Origin of the sequence: Ruminococcus hominis, assembly GCF_014287355.1 — a bacterium.
In the GTDB taxonomy this organism is placed as follows: Bacteria; Bacillota; Clostridia; order Lachnospirales; family Lachnospiraceae; genus Schaedlerella; species Schaedlerella hominis.
Genome location: NZ_JACOPE010000001.1, coordinates 1650539 through 1673640, shown reverse-complemented (window position 1 = coordinate 1673640; position 23102 = coordinate 1650539). Strand labels below are relative to the sequence as shown.

The following is a 23102-nucleotide window of genomic DNA, read 5'->3' as shown; positions in this document are numbered from 1 at the left end:
GGAATGAAATGGAACCGAAAATAGGAATTGTAATTTGTGGATTTACAGACGGAAACAAACAATTTGTCTCAAATGATTATATTCAATCTGTCCGATATTCCGGTGGTATTCCGCTTGTACTTCCGCTTGTCAGGTCCGACCACATGATTGAGCAGTATGCAAGTCTTTGCGACGGATTTTTATTTTGTGGTGGCAATGATATCACACCACTTTTATTTGGACAGGAGCCAAAAAACGGAAATGGAAAGACAAATATTACATTGGATTTATTCCAGATTCGTACAATGAAACGAATATTGAAAACAGGGAAAGCCATGCTTGCAATCTGTCGTGGAATGCAGATCTATAATGTAGCTTGCGATGGGAGTATTTATCAGGATATCTCTCTGCAGCCGGGAAGACATTTGGATCATATGCAGCAATCGAAAGAGAGAAGTGAAGTGAGTCATAAGATCATGGTAGAGCCAGGCAGCCAATTGAGAAACTATATCGGACAGAAATTGTATGTCAACAGTTATCACCATCAGTCCATTGAAAATTTGGGGAATGGATTGATTGCATGTGCAAGAGCTTCAGACAAAACGATAGAGGCACTGGAAATGATATAAAACGAGCGTTACATTATAACAATATGCTAATGTGACGCTCATTTGTCATCCTTTTAACCTAAATTATTTATTCTTTTTTAATTCCTGCATTTTCATAGCACGAACCTTTAATGGAAGTCCGAACAATGTAATGAATCCATCTGCATCATGGTGGTCATACAAATCACCTGTTGTAAAGCTTGCAAGAGACTCGCTGTACAGAGAATATGGAGATGTCTCACCGGCTTTGATGATATTACCTTTATACAGCTTGAATTTTACTTCACCTGTTACATATTCTTGTGTAACATCCATAAATGCCTGAATAGCTTCACGAAGTGGAGTAAACCATTTTCCTTCATATACAATCTGTGCAAATTTGTTTCCAAGATCTTTCTTTACTTCATATGTAGCACGATCAAGAACTAGTTCTTCCAGCTGTTCATGTGCAGCCATTAAAATTGTTCCACCAGGTGTCTCATATACACCACGAGATTTCATACCAACAACACGGTTCTCTACGATGTCGATGATACCGATACCATGTTTTCCACCGAGGCGATTCAGTTCTTTGATGATATCAGAAACTTTCATTTCTTTACCATTTACTGATTTTGGAACTCCGGCTTCAAATGTCATTGTTACATATTCGCCTTCATCAGGAGCTTTCTCCGGGGAAACTCCAAGTACAAGCAAATCATCGTAATTTGGTTCGTTTGCAGGATCTTCCAGTTCGAGACCTTCATGGCTGATATGCCATAAGTTACGGTCACGGCTATAACTGTGTTTTGCATCAAAAGGAAGATCAATTCCATGCTGCTGGCAATATGCAATTTCATCTTCACGTGACTGCATTGTCCATACATCCGTCATTCTCCATGGAGCAATAATTTTAATGTCAGGAGCAAGTGCTTTGATACCAAGTTCAAAACGAATCTGATCATTACCTTTTCCTGTTGCCCCATGACAGATAGCAACAGCACCTTCTTTACGTGCAATCTCAACTAATTTTTTTGCAATTGCAGGACGAGCCATAGAAGTTCCAAGCAGATATTTGTTTTCATATACAGCGCCGGCCTTTACACAAGGTACAATATAATTATCACAGAAATCATCTACAATGTTTTCAATATATAATTTAGAAGCTCCGGATAATTTTGCACGTTCATCTAATCCGTCTAATTCTTCTCCCTGTCCACAATCGATACAGCAACAGATTACTTCATAACCAAAATTTTCTTTTAACCATGGGATAATAGCAGTCGTGTCAAGACCACCAGAATATGCTAATACAACTTTTTCTTTACTCATTTTTATTACCTCCTAATACTTCTTCAGCAACTTAAAATTACTATACACCTATTTTTATAATTATGCAATAGAAAATATATGAAAATTCATTTTAACAGTTAAATATACATTTTATTGTATAAACTGGTGAGAATATAAAGCAAATATACATAAAAGCAGTAAAAAGATACTTTATGGTATTGAGAAATGTTGTCTGGAAAAATTTTCTATGATAAAATTGTGGAAGGGAATAGAAAAGGAAGGAAACATACCTTATGGATAAAAAACTTGTAATTGGAATTTTAGCACATGTCGATGCCGGGAAGACAACGCTTTCAGAAAGCATGCTATATCAAAGCGGAAGTATCCGAAAGCTGGGGCGTGTTGATAAAGGAGATGCTTTTCTAGATACATATCAACTTGAAAGAGAAAGGGGAATTACGATTTTCTCTAAACAAGCTCAACTCTCTATCGGAGATTTAAACATTACACTTTTGGATACTCCCGGACATGTAGATTTTTCAGCAGAGATGGAGCGGACACTCCAAGTATTGGATTATGCAATTCTTGTTATTAACGGAGCGGATGGCATTCAGGGACATACCGAAACTTTGTGGAGATTATTGGAACGTTACCAGATTCCTGTTTTTCTTTTTATAAATAAAATGGACCAGGCAGGAACGGACAAAGATAAACTTATAAAAGAATTAAAAAAGCGACTAAATGAAAACTGTGTAGATTTCAGTTCCTCAGATATAGATGGGTTTAATGAATCTATAGCAATATGTAATGAATACGTATTAGAGGATTTTCTAGAAAAGGGAACAATTGAGACAGAACAGATTTCCCAAATGATTAAAAGAAGAGAACTGTTTCCATGTTACTTTGGATCTGCTTTGAAGATAATAGGTGTAGATGAGTTTATGCAAGGTATTGTAGAATATTCAGAATCAGTCAAGCTGTCAGATACTTCAACACAGCAGTTTGGTGCAAAAGTATATAAAATAAGCAGAGATGAACAAGGAAATCGACTTACATATATCAAAGTGACAAGTGGAAATATTAAAGTAAAAGATTTGCTGACAGGACAAAACAAACAAAAAGACGATAGGTGGGAAGAAAAAATAAACCAGATTCGTATTTATTCTGGTGCGAAATATGAAACCGTAAATCAGGCAGATAAAGGGACAATATGTGCAATTACAGGTCTTACTCAGACGTACCCGGGAGAAGGACTGGGAATAGAAAAGGATTCTGATATTCCGATTCTAGAACCTGTACTTACTTATCAAATTCTTCTGCCAGAGGATTGCGAAGTACATTCTATGTTGGAAAAACTTCGTCAATTAGAAGAGGAAGAGCCTTTATTACATATTATATGGAATGAAAAGTTGGGAGAAATCTACGCTCAATTGATGGGGGAAGTTCAGATTGAGGTGTTAAAAAATTTAATATGGGAACGCTTTCATGTACGAGTGGAATTTGGCGTGGGAAATATTGTATATAAGGAAACAATTCGTCAATCCGTAGAAGGTGTTGGTCATTTTGAACCTTTAAGACATTATGCTGAAGTACACTTACTTTTGGAACCTGCAGAATCCGGAAGTGGATTACATTTTTTTACAAATTGTAGTCAGGACGAACTTGACTTAAACTGGCAACGACTAATTTTAACTCATCTTGAAGAGAAAGAGCATTGTGGTGTATTGACCGGTTCAGCAATTACTGACATGCATATTACATTAATAGCAGGTAGAGCACACCAGAAACATACAGAAGGAGGAGATTTTAGGCAGGCAACGTATCGTGCAGTGCGTCAAGGACTCAAGAAAGCCGAAAGCATTTTGCTTGAACCATATTATAGCTATCGTTTGGAAGTACCTGCCGATATGGTCGGTCGTGCAATGACAGATATCCAACGTATGAACGGAAGCTTTGATACTCCGCTTCAGGATGGGGAGAGTGCTATTCTGACAGGGAGTGCGCCTGTTGTGACTATGCGGGACTATCAGACAGAAGTGATCAGTTATACAAAAGGGCGTGGTCGTTTATCTTGTACTTTGGAAGGATATAAACCATGTCACAATCAAGAAGAAGTAGTAAAAGAAGTTGAATATGATTCAGAACGAGATTTGGACAATCCGACCGGTTCAGTATTTTGCGCACATGGAGCCGGGTTTGTTGTAAAATGGGATGAAGTAGAAAATTATATGCATCTGCAAAGCACTCTGGAATCAAAGGAATCTCTTGATGAAGAATTGATTTTCCCGACTGCGGCGGCACGTCGTGCATCGACATATCTGGAAATGACAGAAGAAGATCGAAAAGAACTGGATGCGATGGTGGAAGCTTCACGACGCAAAAGAGAAGCTGCACGGAAAAGTTATGCTTATCGAAAAGATTTTTCAAATGAGAAAATAGCAGTAAATAGCAGTACAAAATCGTATTCTAATAAGAAGAAACAAAAGGAATATTTATTAGTAGATGGATACAATATTATATTTGCATGGGAAGAACTCAATGAACTGGCACAAGTAAATATGGATGCTGCCAGAGGGTGTTTACAAGATGTGTTGTGCAATTATCAAGGAATCAAAAAATGTGAATTGATATTAGTATTTGATGCTTATAAAGTAGAAGGTTTTTCTGGTGAAATACAGAAATATCATAATATACATGTTGTGTATACAAAAGAAGCTGAAACTGCAGATCAATATATTGAGAAAGTAGCTCATGAAATTGGAAGAAAATATCTTGTCACCGTTGCTACTTCAGATGGCACAGAACAAGTGATTATAAGAGGACAAGGCTGCCATCTTCTGTCTGCGAAAGAGTTAAAAGAAGAGGTCGAATTTGCTAATAAGGAATTAAGACAATATTATTCTGAAGATACATCACTCGAGAGAAACTATTTGTTTCAATATCTGGATAAAGATACAGCCAGGCAAATGGAAGAGGTTCGATTGGGAATCAATATTTCAGAGCAAAAAAAGAAAAAATAATACAACTACTTGACAAATAGAGAAATGTGAGTAAGAATTTGTAAGAGTAGAGTTTAACAGAGTAAAGTACAAAAGAAGTAGAATATAATATAGAAGGAATGGATGTTGGGAATCCACAAACGGAGAATTGGTATGGATAGAAAGCAAATACTGGATGAGAAAAATCGAATCGTAATTAAAGTCGGGACAACAACAATTACCTATGAAGAAACAGGCAATATAAACCTGGATAAATTGGAAAAATTTGTAAGAATATTAATTAATTTGAGGAATAAAGGGAAAGAAGTAATCGTTGTATCTTCCGGTGCAGTAGGAGTTGGTCGAAAGGCCCTTGGTATGGAACACAAGCCTGAAACGGAGGCAGCAAAGCAAGCTTGTGCGGCAGTAGGACAAGGAAGATTAATGATGATTTATGAAAAATTATTTAACGAATATAGCCAACTGACAGCACAGGTTCTGTTGACGAAAGAATCTATCACAAATAAAGAATGTCGAAAGAATGCAAGGCAGACTTTTGATGAATTACTTCGAATGAATGTTGTACCAATCGTAAATGAAAATGATGCTATTTCAGTAGATGAACTGGCATATGGTAATTTTGGAGATAACGACACGCTTGCGGCAAATGTAGCGGAACTTGTTGATGCGGATTTATTAATTCTTATGTCTGATATTGAGGGCATGTATACAGCGGATCCAAAAAAGAATCAAAATGCAAGGTTTATTCATACAGTAGTTGAAATTGATGAGTCATTGGAAGCAATGGCAGGAGGTTCTGCAAGTGATTTTGGAACTGGGGGTATGATGACAAAGGTGAATGCAGCTAAAATTGCAACCAGTGCCGGAGCAGATATGATTATTGCAAATGGGGATAATATTTATGCAATTAATGATATTATGGCAGGGAAAAAAATAGGAACTCTTTTTCTTTCAAAAGAGCATGGAAAACTGATGGAAAATGAACTAGCTCCAGAAAGGGCGAAGTTTCGTCGGCAAGTAAAGAATTTTAAGAAATCAGAAGGAAAGTCAGAGGAGCATAAAACTACAGAGCTCATTCAAAACGAAGAGCACATGGGAGGTAATTATGGAAAATTATATGGAAATACTTGGTAGACGTGCAAAATCTGCATCAAGAGAAGGGGCTAAATTAGGAACAGATGCAAAAAATCGAGGACTCATTACTGTAGCTGAAGAACTGATTCGACAAAAAGCATATTTGTTGGAAGAAAATACAAAAGATGTAGAAGCTGCAAAAGAAAAAGGCGTAAAAGAATCTTTAATAGATCGTTTGCAGTTAACTGAATCGAGAATAGAAGCAATGGCAGAAGGTTTGTGCCAGATTGCAGCATTAGAAGATCCTATTGGAGAGGTTTTGGGCATGAAAACACGACCAAACGGACTTCAAATTGGAAAGAAAAGAGTGCCTCTTGGAGTTGTCGGAATTATTTATGAATCCCGGCCAAATGTGACAGCTGATGCATTTGGTTTATGCTTTAAAACTGGAAATGCGGTGATTCTTCGAGGCGGAAGTGATGCAATCCATTCGAATCTCGCAATTGTAAAGGTAATTAAAGAAGGCTTGATGAAAGAAAAACTGCCACAGGATTTGATTTTGCTTGTTGAAGATACAAGTCGAGAAGTTGTTTCAGATATGATGAAATTACATGGTCTGATCGATGTATTAATTCCTCGTGGTGGTGCCGGATTAATAGCAAATGTTGTTAATAACAGCACTGTTCCTGTTATCGAAACAGGAACAGGAAATTGTCATATATATGTAGATGAGAGTGCTGATTTAAATATGGCAACAGAAATCATTGAAAATGCAAAAACTCAGAGAATGGGTGTGTGTAATGCATGTGAATCACTTGTGATCCATGAGAAAGTTGCAGAACTTGCTGTCCCACAAATTGTGCAGTGCCTGAAAAATCATGGTGTTGAAGTGCGTGGAGATGAACGTGCACAAAAAATCAGTGATGATATTTGGCCGGCGACAGAAGAAGATTGGGGAACAGAATATCTGGATGCTATCATTTCAATGAAGATTGTGGATTCAATGGATCAGGCAATTGAACATATAAACCGCTACAATACAGGACATTCAGAATCAATCATTACGCAAAATTATGAACATGCTTTACAATTCCAAAATGAAATTGATGCTGCAGCTGTTTATGTAAATGCATCTACAAGATTTACAGATGGATTTGAGTTTGGGTTTGGAGCAGAAATTGGAATCAGCACGCAAAAATTGCATGCACGCGGACCTATGGGATTAGAAGCATTAACTACAACAAAATATATTATTTTCGGAAATGGACAAATTCGAAAATAACAAAAAAAGGGGGAAAGTTGGATTTATTGTTTAGTCATTATATATAAAACAATAAATCTGATTTTTCCCCTTGCATATTATACATAACAGGTGTATACTTATGCATAAATTCAAAATAAATATGCATATAATAATGTTTTCATTTGCTTGGAAATGAGGCGAGAGATAAATATCTGAACATTATAGGATAAAGGAAGGAAGGTTGATTCATGATAAAAGTAGGAATTATTGGTGCAACAGGATACGCAGGCGGAGAATTAGTTCGAATTTTGACAGGACATAAAGAGGCGGAGATTAAATGGTTTGGTTCAAGAAGTTACATTGATCAAAAATATGCGTCTGTTTATCAGAATATGTTTCAGATTGTTGATGCAACTTGTATGGATGATAATATGGAGAAACTTGCAAGCCAGGTCGATGTCATTTTTACAGCAACACCGCAAGGCTTATGTGCATCGTTAGTAAATGAAAACATACTTTCAAAAGTAAAAATTATTGATTTAAGTGCAGATTTCCGAATCAAAGATGTTGCTACATATGAAAAATGGTATGGAATCGAGCATAAAAGTCCGCAATTTATTGAAGAAGCTGTATATGGGCTTTGTGAAATTAATCGAGAAGATGTTAAAAATGCAAGATTGGTAGCAAATCCAGGGTGTTACACAACATGTTCCATTTTAACTGCCTACCCACTGGCAAAAGAGGGCATTATTGATATGAGCACATTAATCATAGATGCAAAATCAGGTACATCCGGTGCAGGAAGAAGCGCAAAAGTTGCAAATCTATTTTGTGAAGTAAATGAAAATATGAAAGCCTATGGAGTTGCAACGCATAGACATACACCAGAAATTGAAGAACAGCTTGGATATGCATCTGGTGAGAAAGTTGTCTTGAATTTCACACCGCATCTTGTTCCGATGAATCGTGGGATTCTTGCAACAGAATATGCAAAATTAACAAAAGATGTAACTTATGACGAAGTCAAAGCAATATATGATAAATATTATGCAAATGAGAAATTTATCCGAGTGTTGGAAAAAGATGTATGCCCTGAAACAAAATGGGTAGAAGGAAGCAACTATGTAGATATTAATTTCAAAATTGATCCGCGAACAAACAGAATTATTATGATGGGAGCAATAGACAATCTGGTAAAAGGAGCCGCTGGACAGGCGGTTCAGAATATGAACCTGATGTTCGGTTTAAAAGAGTCAGAAGGCTTGGAACTTGTTCCAATGTTTCCATAGGAGGTACGAAGATGACAATCCGCACAATGACAATAGAAGATTTTGAGCAGGTTCATGCACTTTGGATGACAATTAAAGGTTTTGGAATACGAAGTATTGATGATTCAAAAGAAGGGGTAGAACGTTTTTTAAAACGTAACCCGACTACAAGTGTCGTAGCAGAAATAGATAACAAAATCGTGGGTAGTATTTTATGCGGGCACGATGGACGACGTGGTTGTCTTTATCATGTTTGCGTGGATGAAAAATATCGTCGCCACGGTATTGGAAAAGCAATGGTTGTATATGCTATGCAGGCTTTAAAAAGGGAGAAGATTAATAAAGTCTCATTGATCGCATTTACTGTTAATGATATCGGAAATGCGTTCTGGAATACAATAGAATGGACTGAACGAAAAGATTTAAATTATTATGAATTTGTATTAAATGAAGAAAATATAACGGCATTCAATGAACAGTAAATGCACTTATATATGAGGAGGAAGACACATGAAGATTATAGATGGCGGTGTAACATCTGCAAAAGGGTTTGAAGCAGCTTCTGCAGCAGCAGGAATTAAATATCAGGGAAGAACAGACATGGCTATGATCTATAGTAAAAAGCCATGTAAAACAGCAGGTGCATTTACAACAAATCTGGTAAAGGCAGCTCCGGTTATCTGGGATAAAACGGTTGTGGAAAGTGGTGTAAAATCACATGTTGTTGTGGTTAATTCAGGAATTGCAAATGCATGTACCGGCGAAAAAGGGCTTCGCTATTGCAGTGAAACAGCTAAAAAAGCAGCAGAAGTTATGGGCGTAGATGCAAATGGAGTTCTGATTGGTTCTACCGGGGTTATAGGAATGCAGATGCCGATGGATAAAGTAACTGCTGGAATTGAAAAACTTGCAGATACAAAACAAGCGACCCGAGAGGCAGGACATTTGGCAGCAAAAGCAATTATGACGACGGATACAAAAGAAAAAGAGATTGCCGTTACAATTGAAATTGGTGGAAAAACAGTCACAGTCGGTGGCATGGCAAAAGGTTCTGGTATGATTCATCCGAATATGTGCACAATGCTTTCTTACATTACAACAGACGCCGCAATTACAAAAAAAGCCCTGGTAAAGGCATTAAAGGCAGATGTAAAAGATACCTACAATATGATTTCTGTAGATGGAGATACATCTACAAATGATACCGTTCTTGTACTTGCAAATGGAATGGCAAAGAATCCAAAAATCCATTGTGGTACAGCAGAGTATCAGTTGTTTTTAGAAGCTCTTCATTTTGTAAATGAAACCCTTGCAAAGAAAATGGCCGGTGATGGAGAAGGTGCTACAGCATTATTTGAAGTCAAAATAGTTGGCGCAAAATCAAAAAAACAGGCAAAGGTACTTGCAAAATCTGTTGTATGTTCCAATCTGACCAAAACAGCTATTGCAGGACATGATGCAAACTGGGGAAGAATCTTATGTGCAATGGGATATTCCGGTGAAAATTTTGAACAGGATAAGGTTGACTTGTTCTTTGAAAGTGCGGCAGGAAAGATTCAGCTTATCAAGGATGGTGTAGGACTTGATTTTGATGAAGAAAAAGCAACCATGATTCTTTCTGAGCCGGAAGTAACCGCAATTGCAGACTTAAAAGAAGGAAATGAACAAGCAACAGCCTGGGGCTGCGACTTAACACATGGTTACATAGACATCAATGCAGATTACAGAAGCTAAAAGGAGAGAAACCACTATGAATGAAAATATGAATCAATATTTGGAAAAAGCAAGCGTATTAATTGAAGCACTTCCATATATCCAACGTTTTAACCGTAAGATCATTGTTATTAAGTATGGCGGAAGTGCAATGGTAGATGAAGAGTTGAAAAAGAAAGTAATCGAAGATGTTACACTTTTAAAATTAGTTGGTTTCAAACCGATCATTGTACATGGTGGGGGAAAAGAAATCAGTAAATGGGTTGAAAAAGTAGGAATGGAGCCCAAATTTATCAATGGATTACGTGTGACTGATGAAGATACAATGGAAGTAGCTGAAATGGTTCTTGGAAAAGTAAATAAAAGTCTTGTTCAGCTTGTCGAAGAACTTGGCGTACGTGCAATTGGAATCAGTGGCAAAGATGGCGGTCTTTTAAAAGTAGAAAAGAAATATTCAAATGGAGAGGATATTGGATTTGTCGGTGATGTTAAAAAAGTAAATGCTGACATCTTATACGATCTTTTAGAAAAAGACTTTCTTCCAATCATCTGTCCGATTGGTCTGGATGATGAATACAATACATATAACATTAATGCCGATGATGCCGCATGTGCAATAGCTCGTGCTGTCAAAGCTGAAAAACTGGCATTTTTAACAGATATTGAAGGTGTTTATAAAAATCCTGAGGATCCTAAAACATTGATATCTGAATTAACGGTAAAAGAAGCAAAAAAATTAATCTCTGATGGATATATCGGAGGCGGCATGCTTCCGAAATTAAATAACTGTATTGAAGCAATTGAAAATGGTGTATCCAGAGTACATATTTTAGATGGAAGAATTCCACACTGTGTTCTTCTTGAAATATTTACGAATAAAGGAATTGGCACAGCTATTTTGGATGGGGAGGAAAGCAAGTATTATCATGGTGAACAATAAAATAGCAGAAGCAGAAGAAAATCTTTTACATGTATATAATCGTTTTCCAATCATATTAGATCACGGAGAAGACGTTTATTTATATGATGCAGAGGGTAAAAAATATCTGGATTTTGCTGCAGGAATTGCAGTTTGTGGTCTTGGATATAGTAATAAAGAATTGAAAGATGCCTTAAAAAAACAAATAGATTTGTTATGTCATACGTCTAACTTATATTTCCATGAAAGTTGTGGTGAAGCTGCAAAGAAATTAAATGAAATTTCCGGAATGGATCGTGTATTTTTCACGAATAGTGGAACAGAGGCAATTGAAGGAGCTTTAAAATCCGCACGAAAATATGCATATACAAAAGAATCAGGAAGATATGAAATCATAGCAATGCAGAATTCTTTCCATGGACGTTCCATAGGAGCAGTTTCAGTGACAGGGACCGAACATTATCGCACCCCATTTGAACCATTGCTTCCGGGAGTTAAATTTGCAGAATATAACAATCTGGAAAGCGTTAAAGCTTTAGTAAATGATAAAACATGTGCGATCATTCTTGAACCACTGCAAGGAGAAGGCGGAATTTATCCAGCGACAAAAGAATTTATGGAGGGTATCCGTGAACTTTGTAGTAAAAATGACATTTTGATGATCTGCGATGAAATTCAATGCGGAATGGCAAGAACAGGATATATGTTTGCATGGCAGGAGTACAATATTAAACCTGATATCATGACAATGGCGAAAGCAATTGGAAACGGAATACCGGTAGGAGCATTTGCTATGACTGAGGAAGTTGCAAAATACTCCATGGAAGCAGGAGATCATGGTTCTACCTATGGTGGAAATCCACTTGCCTGTACAGCTGTAAAAACAGTTATTGATATTTTCCAGAAAGAACAGATTGTTGATCACGTGAAGGAAATGGGAGAATATCTTTCAATTTGTCTGGAAAAATTAGTCCAAAAATATGACTTTGTAAAAGAATGCAGAGGAAAGGGACTGATTCAGGGGATTGAATTAACAAAACCAGCCGGAGATATAATAACAAAAGCTCACGAAGCAGGACTATTGATCATTACAGCAAAGGGAAATACAATTCGTTTTGTACCGCCTCTTATAATTACAAAAGAACAGATAGATGAAATGATTGAAAAATTAGAAATTGCATTTGCAAAATAGTGCATAAAAACCAATTATCAGGACATACCATGTAAGAAAGAAGATGGTGGAGGTATGTTTTTGATGATTGGTTTTTTAATTGCGTTATTGTCGGGAGCCTTAATGAGTGTACAAGGTGTATTTAACACCAAAGTAACGGAAACTACAGGAATGTGGGTTTCTAATGTATGGGTGCAATTAACAGCATTTCTTGTATGTATTTTAGGCTGGCTTATTGCAGGAAGGGATGATATTCTGTCAATTGGAAAAGTTGAGCCTAGATATCTCTTGCTTGGAGGTGTGATTGGAGCAGGTATAACATTGACAGTTATAAAAAGTATGGATGCATTAGGACCGGCTAAGGCAGCACTTCTGATTGTAATCGCACAGTTGTTCGTTGCATATTTAATAGAATTATTTGGAATGTTTGGGGTAGATAAAGAACCCTTCAGCTGGCGGAAAATAGGAGGATTAGTTTTAGCTTTGATAGGAATTTCTATTTTTCAATGGAAATAAAAATCGTAAATGGAAATAAAAATGAAAATGCTATTGTAATTTGTTTTCTGATTAGATACAATATTACTATCTGACATAAAGGGGCTTACGGCATTAACGTAAGGAGAATATATGAAAGTCAGAAATTTATGGAAACGACAATTACTAATTACTTTCTGTTTATTTGTATTCTGTTTTGGAACGGGGTGTGGGCAAAAAGGAGAAGCTTTTCAAGAAGTTACACTTCAAGAGACAGAACAATCTTTAAATGAAACTGAAAAGAATAAAGAAACAGAAGAAATTCATGACACAACAAAAACTACATCTGTTTATGTCTATGTATGTGGTGCTGTAAATAACACGGGAGTGTATGAATTAAAAAAAGATGCCCGCATATATGAAGCAATTGAATGTGCGGGTGGATTACGTGAGGATGCAGCACTTTCTGCAGTCAATCAGGCAGAGTATGTAAGTGACGGACAACAGATTTATATTCCGACACAGGAAGAGTATAATGCAGGGATTACTTCTGAAATGACGGTTTCATCATCAACGGATTCTTCTGATGGAAAGGTACATCTGAATACTGCGACAAAAGATGAGCTAAAAACTTTATCCGGCATTGGAGAATCCAGAGCAGAAAGCATTTTGGCATATCGGGATTCACATGGTGCTTTTCAGAGTATTGAAGAGTTGATGAATGTAGAGGGAATCAAGGAAGGCATTTATCTAAAAATTAAAGATCAGATAGCATTATAGAAAACAGGATAATAATATATTTTACAATATATGAAAGCAGAATAAGACAGGAAGTAAAAGGAAAGAGTAGAAGTAGAATGAGCAAGAAAAAAATCTTAGTAGTTGATGACGAAAAGTTAATTGTGAAAGGAATCCGTTTTAGCCTGGAACAGGATGGAATGGAAGTGGATTGTGCATATGATGGTGCAGAGGCATTAGAATATGCAAAAAATTGTGAATATGATCTGGTTCTGCTGGATGTAATGCTTCCGAAGCTTGATGGATTTCAAGTATGTCAGCAGATTCGTGAATTTTCGGATATGCCGATTGTTATGCTGACTGCAAAAAGTGAAGACATGGATAAAATTCTTGGGTTAGAATATGGTGCCGATGATTATATTACAAAACCATTTAATATTCTGGAAGTAAAAGCAAGAATTAAAGCCATTATGCGACGGACATCAAAAAGAGAAGAACCTGCTCCGAAAACTCTATTAGTAAAGGGAACTATGAAAATAGATTGCGAAGGCAGAAGAGTATTTATAGGTGAACGCGAGATTAATCTTACCGCAAAAGAATTTGATGTGTTAGAATTACTCGCAATGAATCCAAATAAAGTATACAGTAGGGAAAATTTATTAAACTTAATTTGGGGAGCAGATTATCCGGGAGATGCAAGAACAGTAGATGTACATATCCGTAGACTACGTGAGAAGATTGAAAAGAATCCAAGCGAGCCGCAATACGTACATACAAAGTGGGGAGTTGGTTATTATTTCCAAGGGTAAATTTCGAAACAAACTAAAAGAAAATGTAATAAAAAGTCTGAGATTTCGTATTATTCTAATCATTGTATGTGCAGGTCTTATACCATGTACAGTCGCACATATAGCGATTATTAAGGCGTACGAATCGCGTGCAGTATCTCTGCGAACAGCAGAGATACAGAATCAATGCACGATTCTTTGTGATCAATTGAACAATTATAATTATCTTGAGGATAATTCATCCGAAGTAATCAATGCAAATTTAACCCAGCTTACCAATATTTATAATGGACGAGTTATGCTTGTAAACGCAGAATTAAAAGTCATGACGGATACATATGCTTTGGATGAGGGAAAAACGATTGTATCAGAAAATGTAATTCGTTGTTTAAAAGGTGAAAGTACAAATTACTATGATAAAAAAAATCATTTTATAGAGGTGACATCTCCGATTACAGATAAAAATACCGGGAAAGCCGTTGGAGTGATACTTGCAAGTGTTTCTACGGATTCAATCGAGGATAGCTTGCATATCTTTCATACAAAAGGCGGTGCAATCATTGGAATGATTATGACAATTGTTATTGCATTGGCAATTTTACTGGCCGATTGTATCGTAAGACCGCTCAGAAAAATTGCAGCTGATATTGAAGGGGTAACAGAAGGATATGTTGTAGAGGTACTGCATGAAAATACATTTACAGAAACAAAGAATATTTCAGATGCTTTTAATAAAATGTTAGGTCGGATGAAGGTACTTGATGATTCAAGAGAAGAGTTTGTATCTAATGTCTCACATGAATTAAAAACTCCATTGGCATCAATGAAAGTGCTGGCAGATTCTCTTGTTACACAGGATCAAGTTCCAATCGAGTTGTATCAGGAATTTATGGGAGATATTGCAAAAGAGATTGATCGTGAAAATGATATTATAAACGATCTTTTAACCCTGGTTAAAATGGACAAAACAGCACAGAATTTAAACATTTCGCAAGTAAACGTAAATGATCTGCTTGAATTGATTTTGAAAAGGCTTCGACCAATTGCTGAAAAGAAGCAGATTGAGATTGTTTTGGAAAGTTTTCGTCCAGTGACGGCAGAAATTGATGAAGTGAAGATGACACTTGCGATATCCAATCTGGTAGAAAATGCAATTAAATATAATCACGATGAAGGCTGGGTTCATGTTTCATTGAATGCAGACCACAAATATTTTTATGTAAAGGTATCAGATTCAGGCATTGGAATTCCAAAAGAAGATCAAGATCATATTTTTGAAAGATTTTATCGTGTAGATAAGTCTCATTCCAGAGAGATTGGGGGAACAGGCCTTGGTCTTGCAATTACAAGAAATGCTGTCATTATGCATCGTGGGTCAATCAAAGTTTACAGTGAGCCAGAAGAAGGTACAACATTTACGGTTCGAATTCCACTTATATATGTATCTACTTGATAGATGTAACCATTGGCAGGGAGGATTTTATGTTGAAAAAAAGTAAGGTATATATCACAGTTCTCCTGTTTGTTTTATGTATGTTGTGCGGATGTGCTAAACGTACAGAAGTAAAAAATGATGATTCGTTCATATACAGCGTAAACGGAGAAAGAAACGGATTAGTAAAAATCAATTATGATTTTCGAGGAAAAACGACGGAAGAGCAAGTGAACAATGTTATAAAAGAATTACAAAAACCGGCTGAAGAGATTAATTATTCTACTACAATTCCGAAACAAATAAAAATACAACAATGTGAAATCAGACATATGATCGTATATATAGATTTGAATGATGCATATTTGAAATTACCTGTTGTAGAGCAAAAATTAATTCTTGCATCAATGACACAGTCTATCGTAAAAATTCCTAAAATCAGTGCTATTTACGTTACAGTGGATGGAGAAGAATTGAAAGATGATAAAGGAAATCCAGCTGGAATTATAAATGAAGATGATTTTGTTCAAAATAACGGAAGTTCATTGAGTTCATATGAAGAAACAGAGCTCGCATTATATTTCGCAAATGAATCCGGTGATAAGCTTGTAAAACAAAATGTACAGGTGAAATATAGTACAAATACTTCAAAAGAAAAACTGATTGTAGAGAAATTGATGCATGGTCCTCAGGATGAGAGTGTGCATCCAACAATATCTTCTACTTGTACACTATTAAGCGTGACAGTAAAAGATAATATTTGCTATGTGAATTTTGATTCAGAATTTCTGGCAAGTGCTCATGACATAAAACCGGAAATAACAATTTATTCCATTGTAAATTCGCTGATTGAGGGAACAGCGGTAAATAAGGTGCAAATTATGGTGAATGGTGAAAAAAATGTTTTATACATGAATACAATTGATTTATCTCAGCCATTACAACAGGATTTGGACTTAATACAACATGCGGAAGAATAAAAATGTTCAAAAGACCCTGCTGTCTTTTAGCGATAGCGATTCTTTTAATTCAACTTGTTTTGGTAGGATGGTTTCAAATATCCAGAGATTTGAAACCATCCTATTTAGAACAAAATTATCTGGAAAATGAAAATGTAATAATTAAAGGGAACGTATATGATGTAGACAAACGTACTTCTTATTCTGTTTATTATCTAAAAGATATACAAGTATATCGGAAAAGCACCTGGGTAAAAATAAACCGTGAAAGAGTTCTTGTGAATGTAAAAGATTCTGATTCAATTATGGTTGGAAATATTATTCAGGCAGCTGGGAAAATATATTTTTTTCAAGAAAACCGGAATCCCGGAAATTTTAATCAAAAATTCTATTATCAAAAACAACATATTCATGCACAAATATGGTCTACTCAAATCCAAATAAATAATCAAAAAACTGATTTGTTAAAAGAGAATCTGTTTGAAATCAGAGAATCTATAAAAAATATGTTATTGCATAGTCTTGGAAAAGATGCTGGAAACAGTATGGTAGCAATATTACTTGGGGATAAAAAAGATTTAGATCAAACTATAAAACAATTATATCAAAAAGGGGGAATTGGACACATTCTTGCAATATCCGGTTTGCATATGTCTTTTATAGGAATCGGGATGTATCAAGTGTTAAGAAAAATAGGACTCGGTTTTTCGGCTTCGGGAATAATCGGAATATTCTTTTTGCTTTTATATACGATGATGATTGGAATCGGAGTATCTAGTCTTCGAGCTATCATTATGTACATTATACGAATGGGAGCGGAAATTTTAGGAAGAGATTACGATTTACTAACTTCTCTGTCAATTGCTACTGTAGTAATTGTTTTATGGCAGCCGTTATATTTGTTTGATGCAGGTTTTTTATTTTCATTTGGTGCAGTTTTAGCGATGATATTAATAAATTCGCTTTTTGAACAAACTTCATGCATACCTAAAATATTCTGTCCTGGAATTGCGATTCAAGTAATGCTTCTTCCAATGACAATGTATTTCTATTTTGAAATTCCTACATGGTCAGTGCTGACAAATATAATTGTAATTCCTTGTATGTCGATTTTAATTGGAGTTGGGATTGTAGGCATATTATTTTTATTCATTTTTTATCCAATCGGTAACTTGATTTTACAATTTTGTAAGGCTATTTTATGGGGATATGAAAAGTTGTGTATGTTTATGATAGATGTTCCGTTTGGCAGGATTGTGACAGGAAAGCCCTCGATATGGATAATGCTGACATATTATATAATATTATTGATAAGTTATTTTATATGGAAATATTGGGATATTCAGGCCGAAAAGCAGAAATATAAATCAAAAAGTAGAAAAGATCTTATAGAAACAGAAAAAAAAGAAAGCCAAAGAATTTGTTTGAAAAGCAGATATTTTGCTATAAGAAGTGTAGTTTGTATAATTGCATTATGTGGAATTGTTTGTCTGTCCTACCATAAAAAAGGAAATTTGGAAATCACGATGTTGGATGTCGGACAAGGGGATGGCATTTTTATCCGCACCCCAAATGGAACAAACTGTCTTATAGATGGAGGCAGCACAGATGTATCTCAGGTAGGTCTTTATCGCCTGATTCCTTTTTTGGAATCAAAAGGTGTTGGATGTTTAGATTATATTTTCATATCGCATGGGGATGAAGATCATATAAACGGAGTCAAAGAGATGTTGGAAAGCCAGAAATTGAATATAAAAATAAAAGCACTGGTATTACCAGTAAAGGAAGTGTGGGATGATAAACTAAAAGATTTGTCTAAGACAGCAGAAGAAAATCACACTAAAGTAATCATCATGTCGGCGGGGCAGCAATTCGTAGAATATAAAAAAAATATGTCGTTCACATTAACGTGTATAGGACCGGTAAAAAATTATAGTGGTGAAAATGGGAATGCAGCATCTATGGTTTTAGATTTAAAATTTGATGAATTTGATATGCTATTTACAGGGGATTTAGAAGGAGAAGGAGAAACACAATTAATCGAGAGCGGAAGTTTAAGAAAGTATGATATATTAAAAATTGCACATCATGGTTCGAAAAATTCTACACCTGAAAAGTTCCTGGAAATAACTTCTCCCTCCGTTGTGTTAATCTCAGCAGGAGTAAGGAATCGATACGGGCATCCACATCAAGAAACTCTTGAACGATTAAATAAGGAAAAACGTACTATCTATAATACACAACATCAAGGAGCAATACATATAAAAACAAATGGAAAAAACTTGAGAATAAATGTTTTGCAAAAAGTAGGTATTTCCGATATAATATAGAAGTTATGAAAAGCTTAAATGAAGATTTAAAAACAGGACAATTTAAACAAATATATCTCTTATATGGGGAAGAAGCATATTTAAAAAAACAATACCGGGCTCGCCTTACAAAAGCATTGCTTCCAGAAGGCGACACGATGAATTTTGCACATTTTGAAGGAAAAGGAGTGGATGTTAAATCCGTGATTGATTTATCTGAAACATTACCTTTTTTTGCCGAAAGAAGATTAATCGTATTTGACAATACCGGCTTTTTTAAAAGTGCAGGTGCAGATCTGGCAGATTATATAAAAGAAATGCCCGATACCACATACTATATCTTTGTCGAAGATGAGGTAGATAAAAGAAGTAAACTGTTTAAGGCAGTAAAATCAAAAGGCCGTGTTGTCGAACTCCCATTTCAGGATGAAAATACGTTAAAACGTTGGGTCGCAGGAAAGATTCGAAATGAAAACAAACAGGTTACAGAGCAGACGATAATTTATTTTTTAAATAAAGTCGGAACAGATATGGAAAATATCACAAAAGAACTGGAAAAATTATTCAGTTATACTATGGAGAAAACAGACATTACAAAAGAAGATGTCGATGCAATCTGTGTTACACAAATTGCCAATCATATTTTTGATATGGTCAATGCAGTGGCTGAAAAGCAACAAAAAAAAGCCTTGGATTTATACTACGAATTGCTTGCATTAAAAGAGCCCCCTATGCGAATCCTTTTTCTGATGACCAGACAATATCGTATATTGTTTCAGGTAAAACATTTGGCAAATAAAGGATATAGCAAAAAGGAAATTGCATCAAAAACAGGGTTACATCCATTTGCAGTTGGAAAATATATGGATCAGGCAAAATATTTTAAGACATCTGAACTAAGAATGGTTATGGAATACAGTGCAGATATCGAACAACGTGTAAAAACAGGATTGTTAACGGATAATCTGGCAGTGGAGTTGTTTATAATAAAATATTCATCAAAATAATTGTATTAATAAAAGAATATAACTGCGACATCATATTTTACAAAATAAATAAAATTTGGAGGAAGAAAAGTGTCAGGAATAGAACAAAGTAAAATTCGTAATTTTTGCATTATTGCACATATAGATCATGGAAAATCTACGTTGGCAGATCGTATTATTGAAAAAACAGGTCTTTTAACAGATCGTGAGATGCAGGCACAGGTTTTGGATAATATGGATTTGGAGCGTGAACGCGGTATTACGATCAAGGCACAGACCGTCCGAACAGTATACAAGGCAAAGGATGGGGAAGAATATATCTTCAATTTGATTGATACACCGGGGCATGTGGATTTCAACTATGAAGTGTCTCGAAGTCTGGCAGCTTGCGATGGTGCTATTTTGGTTGTAGATGCAGCACAGGGAGTAGAAGCACAGACATTGGCAAATGTATATCTTGCACTGGATCATGATCTTGATGTTGTGCCGGTTATTAATAAAATTGATCTTCCGAGTGCAGAGCCGGAGAGGGTAAAAGAAGAAATAGAAGATGTAATTGGAATTGAAGCTGAAGATGCACCTTTGATTTCAGCAAAGACAGGTCTTAATGTAGAGGATGTTTTAGAAGCAATTGTTGAGAAAATACCAGCCCCGGTAGGTGATGCCAAGGCACCTTTACAGGCCTTGATCTTTGATTCTGTATATGATTCTTATCGTGGAGTTATTGTATTTTGCCGAATCAAAGAAGGTAGTGTGCGAAAAGGTACTCCGATTAAGATGATGGCTACAGGAGCTGTGGCCGATGTAGTTGAAGTCGGGTATTTTGGTGCAGGTCAGTTCATCCCTTGCGATGAACTGGAAGCCGGAATGGTTGGATATATTACAGCCAGCTTGAAAAATGTTAAAGATACTCGTGTTGGAGATACTATTACAAATGCGCAAAATCCATGTGCAGAACCTTTGCCAGGTTATAAGAAAGTAAATCCAATGGTATATTGTGGGCTCTATCCTTCTGATGGAGCAAAATATCCTGATTTGAGAGATGCATTGGAAAAGTTGCAGTTAAATGATGCAGCATTACAATTTGAACCGGAAACGTCTATTGCGTTAGGTTTTGGATTCCGTTGTGGTTTCTTGGGATTACTTCATCTGGAAATTATCCAGGAGCGTTTAGAAAGAGAGTACAATCTGGATTTGGTTACAACAGCACCGAGTGTAATCTATAAAGTGCATAAGACAAATGGTGATTTAATAGAACTCACAAATCCAACGAACCTGCCGGATCCGTCTGAGATCGACTATATGGAAGAACCAATTGTAAAAGCTGAAATAATGGTAACTTCTGAATTTATAGGCGCAATTATGGATTTATGTCAAGAACGCCGCGGTGTATATCAGGGAATGGAATACATTGAAGAAAAACGAGCTGTATTAACGTATCACCTTCCACTTAATGAAATTATTTATGATTTCTTTGATGCATTAAAATCTCGTTCCAGAGGCTATGCATCTTTTGATTATGAAATGTTAGGATATGAGCGTTCAGAACTTGTCAAATTGGATATTCTTATTAATAAAGAAGAAGTGGATGCACTTTCATTTATTATCCATAGTTCTAATGCATATGAACGTGGACGCAAAATGTGTGAGAAATTGAAGCAGGAAATTCCAAGACAAATGTTTGAAATCCCGATTCAGGCAGCGATTGGTGGAAAAGTAATTGCCAGAGAAACCGTTAAAGCAATGCGAAAAGATGTTCTTGCTAAATGTTATGGTGGTGATATCTCACGTAAGAAAAAACTTCTCGAAAAACAAAAAGAAGGTAAGAAGAGAATGCGTCAAGTCGGAAATGTAGATATCCCACAAAAAGCATTTATGAGTGTATTGAAATTAGATGAAGATTAATATGAAGAGAGAATTAGAATTATATCTCCATATACCATTTTGTGTAAGAAAGTGTAATTATTGCGATTTCTTTTCTGCAAGTGGAACAAAAGAAGAATTAAATGCTTATGTTCAGGCTTTATGTAAAGAAATTAATCGTTATAAAGATTTTGCAAAAGAATATATAGTAAAGACGGTTTTCCTCGGAGGAGGAACACCGTCTCTTTTGACAGCAGATCAGATGAAACTAATTTTTGAAAATCTAAATCAAATTTTTACCATCGATCCTGTTGCAGAAATTACAATGGAGATGAATCCAGGAACTGTAAACATTGAAAAATTAAGAAGCTATAAACAGGCAGGTATCAATCGTGTGAGTATCGGATTGCAATCAACAGAAAATAAAGAATTGAAAATGTTGGGAAGAATTCATACTTACGAAGATTTTTTAAATACATGGGAAGCTGTTGAACAAGTAGGATTTAAGAATAGAAATATTGATCTGATGTCAGCACTTCCTGGACAGACTTTAAAAAGCTGGGAAAATACACTGAGAAAAATTCTAACACTTAACCCTGAACACATTTCTGCATATAGTTTGATATTAGAAGAAGGAACGAACTTTTATGAGTGGTATTGTAAAGGTCAATTTGATGCGGGTGACTGGAAACTTCCTTCCGAAGATGATGAATATACAATGGGAGAGATGACCATTCAAATGTTAGAAAGTTGTGGAATGCACCGCTACGAGATATCCAATTATGCATATCCGGGAAAAGAGTGTCGGCATAATCTTGGATACTGGGACAGAGTGGAATATCTTGGAATTGGTGCTGGTGCAGCCTCTCTGATTTCCATTCAAAATAAAAATACTTCAGAAATACAAGAACAAATCCGTTTCAATCATGTTAAGAATCGAGATAAATATATTCAAACCATTAATCAAAAACAAGCGATTGAAATAGAACATGAATACTTAACATTAGAAAATCAAATGGAAGAATTTATGTATTTGGGATTGAGAAAAACAGCTGGAATTTCAAAAAATAAGTTTCACAAGTTTTTTGGTAAAGAAATTGGGGAAGTTTATGGAAATATAATAAAAAGGTTGGAAGAAGATGAATTGATAATAAGTAAAGAAGATAATCTCATGCTTACTCACAGAGGAATGGATATCAGCAATTATGTATTATCTGAATTTTTACTTTCATAAAATCAAATACTAATAAAAGTAAGAAAAACTTTGATTGTTTATGTCAGAGTTTTTTCTTTTTTATAGAAATATA

General features: G+C 35.6%; 19 protein-coding genes. 18 read left to right on the top strand and 1 reads right to left on the bottom strand.

All coding sequences use genetic code 11. From position 1 onward, the window contains the following. Positions 1-8 precede the first annotated feature (8 nt). Positions 9-608 carry a gamma-glutamyl-gamma-aminobutyrate hydrolase family protein gene (locus H8S40_RS07440; RefSeq protein ID WP_118723602.1) on the top strand — a complete coding sequence of 200 codons (600 nt, stop codon included), beginning with the start codon at positions 9-11 and terminating at the stop codon, positions 606-608. A 63-nt stretch (positions 609-671) separates the two neighbouring features. Here the strand turns inward: H8S40_RS07440 and H8S40_RS07435 are convergent, their stop codons facing one another. Further along, the gene (locus tag H8S40_RS07435; RefSeq protein WP_118723603.1) at positions 672-1898 is read right to left on the bottom strand and encodes an argininosuccinate synthase; all 1227 of its coding nucleotides are present in this window, start codon (positions 1896-1898) and stop codon (positions 672-674) included. Positions 1899-2152: 254 nt separating this feature from the next. Between H8S40_RS07435 and H8S40_RS07430 the strand changes: the two genes are divergently transcribed. The 17 genes from H8S40_RS07430 to hemW all read left to right on the top strand — a co-directional run bounded on the left by H8S40_RS07430 (position 2153) and on the right by hemW (position 23029). Continuing rightward, positions 2153-4879 carry a translation factor GTPase family protein gene (locus tag H8S40_RS07430; RefSeq protein ID WP_186864951.1) on the top strand — a complete coding sequence of 909 codons (2727 nt, stop codon included), beginning with the start codon at positions 2153-2155 and terminating at the stop codon, positions 4877-4879. A 132-nt stretch (positions 4880-5011) separates the two neighbouring features. Beyond that, on the top strand, positions 5012-5992 hold the full coding sequence (proB, locus tag H8S40_RS07425; RefSeq protein WP_186864950.1) for a glutamate 5-kinase: 981 nt from the start codon (positions 5012-5014) through the stop codon (positions 5990-5992). Continuing rightward, on the top strand, positions 5964-7214 hold the full coding sequence (locus H8S40_RS07420; RefSeq protein ID WP_186864949.1) for a glutamate-5-semialdehyde dehydrogenase: 1251 nt from the start codon (positions 5964-5966) through the stop codon (positions 7212-7214). The genes proB and H8S40_RS07420 overlap by 29 nt, the downstream gene beginning before the upstream one ends. A 209-nt stretch (positions 7215-7423) precedes the next feature. Then, on the top strand, positions 7424-8464 hold the full coding sequence (argC, locus tag H8S40_RS07415; RefSeq protein ID WP_022075972.1) for an N-acetyl-gamma-glutamyl-phosphate reductase: 1041 nt from the start codon (positions 7424-7426) through the stop codon (positions 8462-8464). A gap of 11 nt (positions 8465-8475) precedes the next feature. After that, a complete protein-coding gene (locus tag H8S40_RS07410) occupies positions 8476-8925 on the top strand; it encodes a GNAT family N-acetyltransferase (RefSeq protein WP_118723607.1) in 450 nt (149 codons plus the stop codon). 28 nt (positions 8926-8953) lie between these two features. Then, complete coding sequence (gene argJ, locus H8S40_RS07405; protein ID WP_186864948.1) at positions 8954-10177, top strand: bifunctional glutamate N-acetyltransferase/amino-acid acetyltransferase ArgJ; 1224 nt, start codon at positions 8954-8956, stop codon at positions 10175-10177. Between the two features lie 16 nt (positions 10178-10193). Further along, positions 10194-11096: an acetylglutamate kinase gene (gene argB / locus H8S40_RS07400; protein WP_118723609.1), complete on the top strand. Its 903-nt coding sequence runs from the start codon at positions 10194-10196 to the stop codon at positions 11094-11096. Then, positions 11083-12267: an aspartate aminotransferase family protein gene (locus H8S40_RS07395; protein WP_186864947.1), complete on the top strand. Its 1185-nt coding sequence runs from the start codon at positions 11083-11085 to the stop codon at positions 12265-12267. Before argB ends, H8S40_RS07395 begins: the two co-directional genes overlap by 14 nt. Before the next feature lie 63 nt (positions 12268-12330). After that, positions 12331-12762 (top strand): DMT family transporter, encoded by a 432-nt coding sequence (locus tag H8S40_RS07390; RefSeq protein WP_186864946.1) that lies wholly within the window; start codon positions 12331-12333, stop codon positions 12760-12762. 111 nt (positions 12763-12873) lie between these two features. Further along, positions 12874-13500, top strand: a complete 627-nt coding sequence (locus H8S40_RS07385; protein ID WP_186864945.1) for a helix-hairpin-helix domain-containing protein — start codon at positions 12874-12876, stop codon at positions 13498-13500. A gap of 77 nt (positions 13501-13577) precedes the next feature. Next, positions 13578-14267: a response regulator transcription factor gene (locus H8S40_RS07380; protein ID WP_186864944.1), complete on the top strand. Its 690-nt coding sequence runs from the start codon at positions 13578-13580 to the stop codon at positions 14265-14267. Then, positions 14245-15699, top strand: a complete 1455-nt coding sequence (locus H8S40_RS07375; RefSeq protein ID WP_366482344.1) for a sensor histidine kinase — start codon at positions 14245-14247, stop codon at positions 15697-15699. The genes H8S40_RS07380 and H8S40_RS07375 overlap by 23 nt, the downstream gene beginning before the upstream one ends. Before the next feature lie 29 nt (positions 15700-15728). Beyond that, positions 15729-16658: a GerMN domain-containing protein gene (locus H8S40_RS07370; protein ID WP_118723613.1), complete on the top strand. Its 930-nt coding sequence runs from the start codon at positions 15729-15731 to the stop codon at positions 16656-16658. A gap of 2 nt (positions 16659-16660) precedes the next feature. Beyond that, complete coding sequence (locus H8S40_RS07365) at positions 16661-18967, top strand: DNA internalization-related competence protein ComEC/Rec2 (protein WP_186864942.1); 2307 nt, start codon at positions 16661-16663, stop codon at positions 18965-18967. 5 nt (positions 18968-18972) lie between these two features. Then, positions 18973-19953, top strand: coding sequence for a DNA polymerase III subunit delta (gene holA, locus H8S40_RS07360; RefSeq protein ID WP_186864941.1), 981 nt, complete (start codon positions 18973-18975; stop codon positions 19951-19953). 69 nt (positions 19954-20022) lie between these two features. Continuing rightward, complete coding sequence (gene lepA, locus H8S40_RS07355; RefSeq protein ID WP_118723616.1) at positions 20023-21837, top strand: translation elongation factor 4; 1815 nt, start codon at positions 20023-20025, stop codon at positions 21835-21837. A 1-nt stretch (position 21838) separates the two neighbouring features. Beyond that, on the top strand, positions 21839-23029 hold the full coding sequence (gene hemW, locus H8S40_RS07350) for a radical SAM family heme chaperone HemW (RefSeq protein ID WP_186864940.1): 1191 nt from the start codon (positions 21839-21841) through the stop codon (positions 23027-23029). Positions 23030-23102 lie beyond the last annotated feature (73 nt).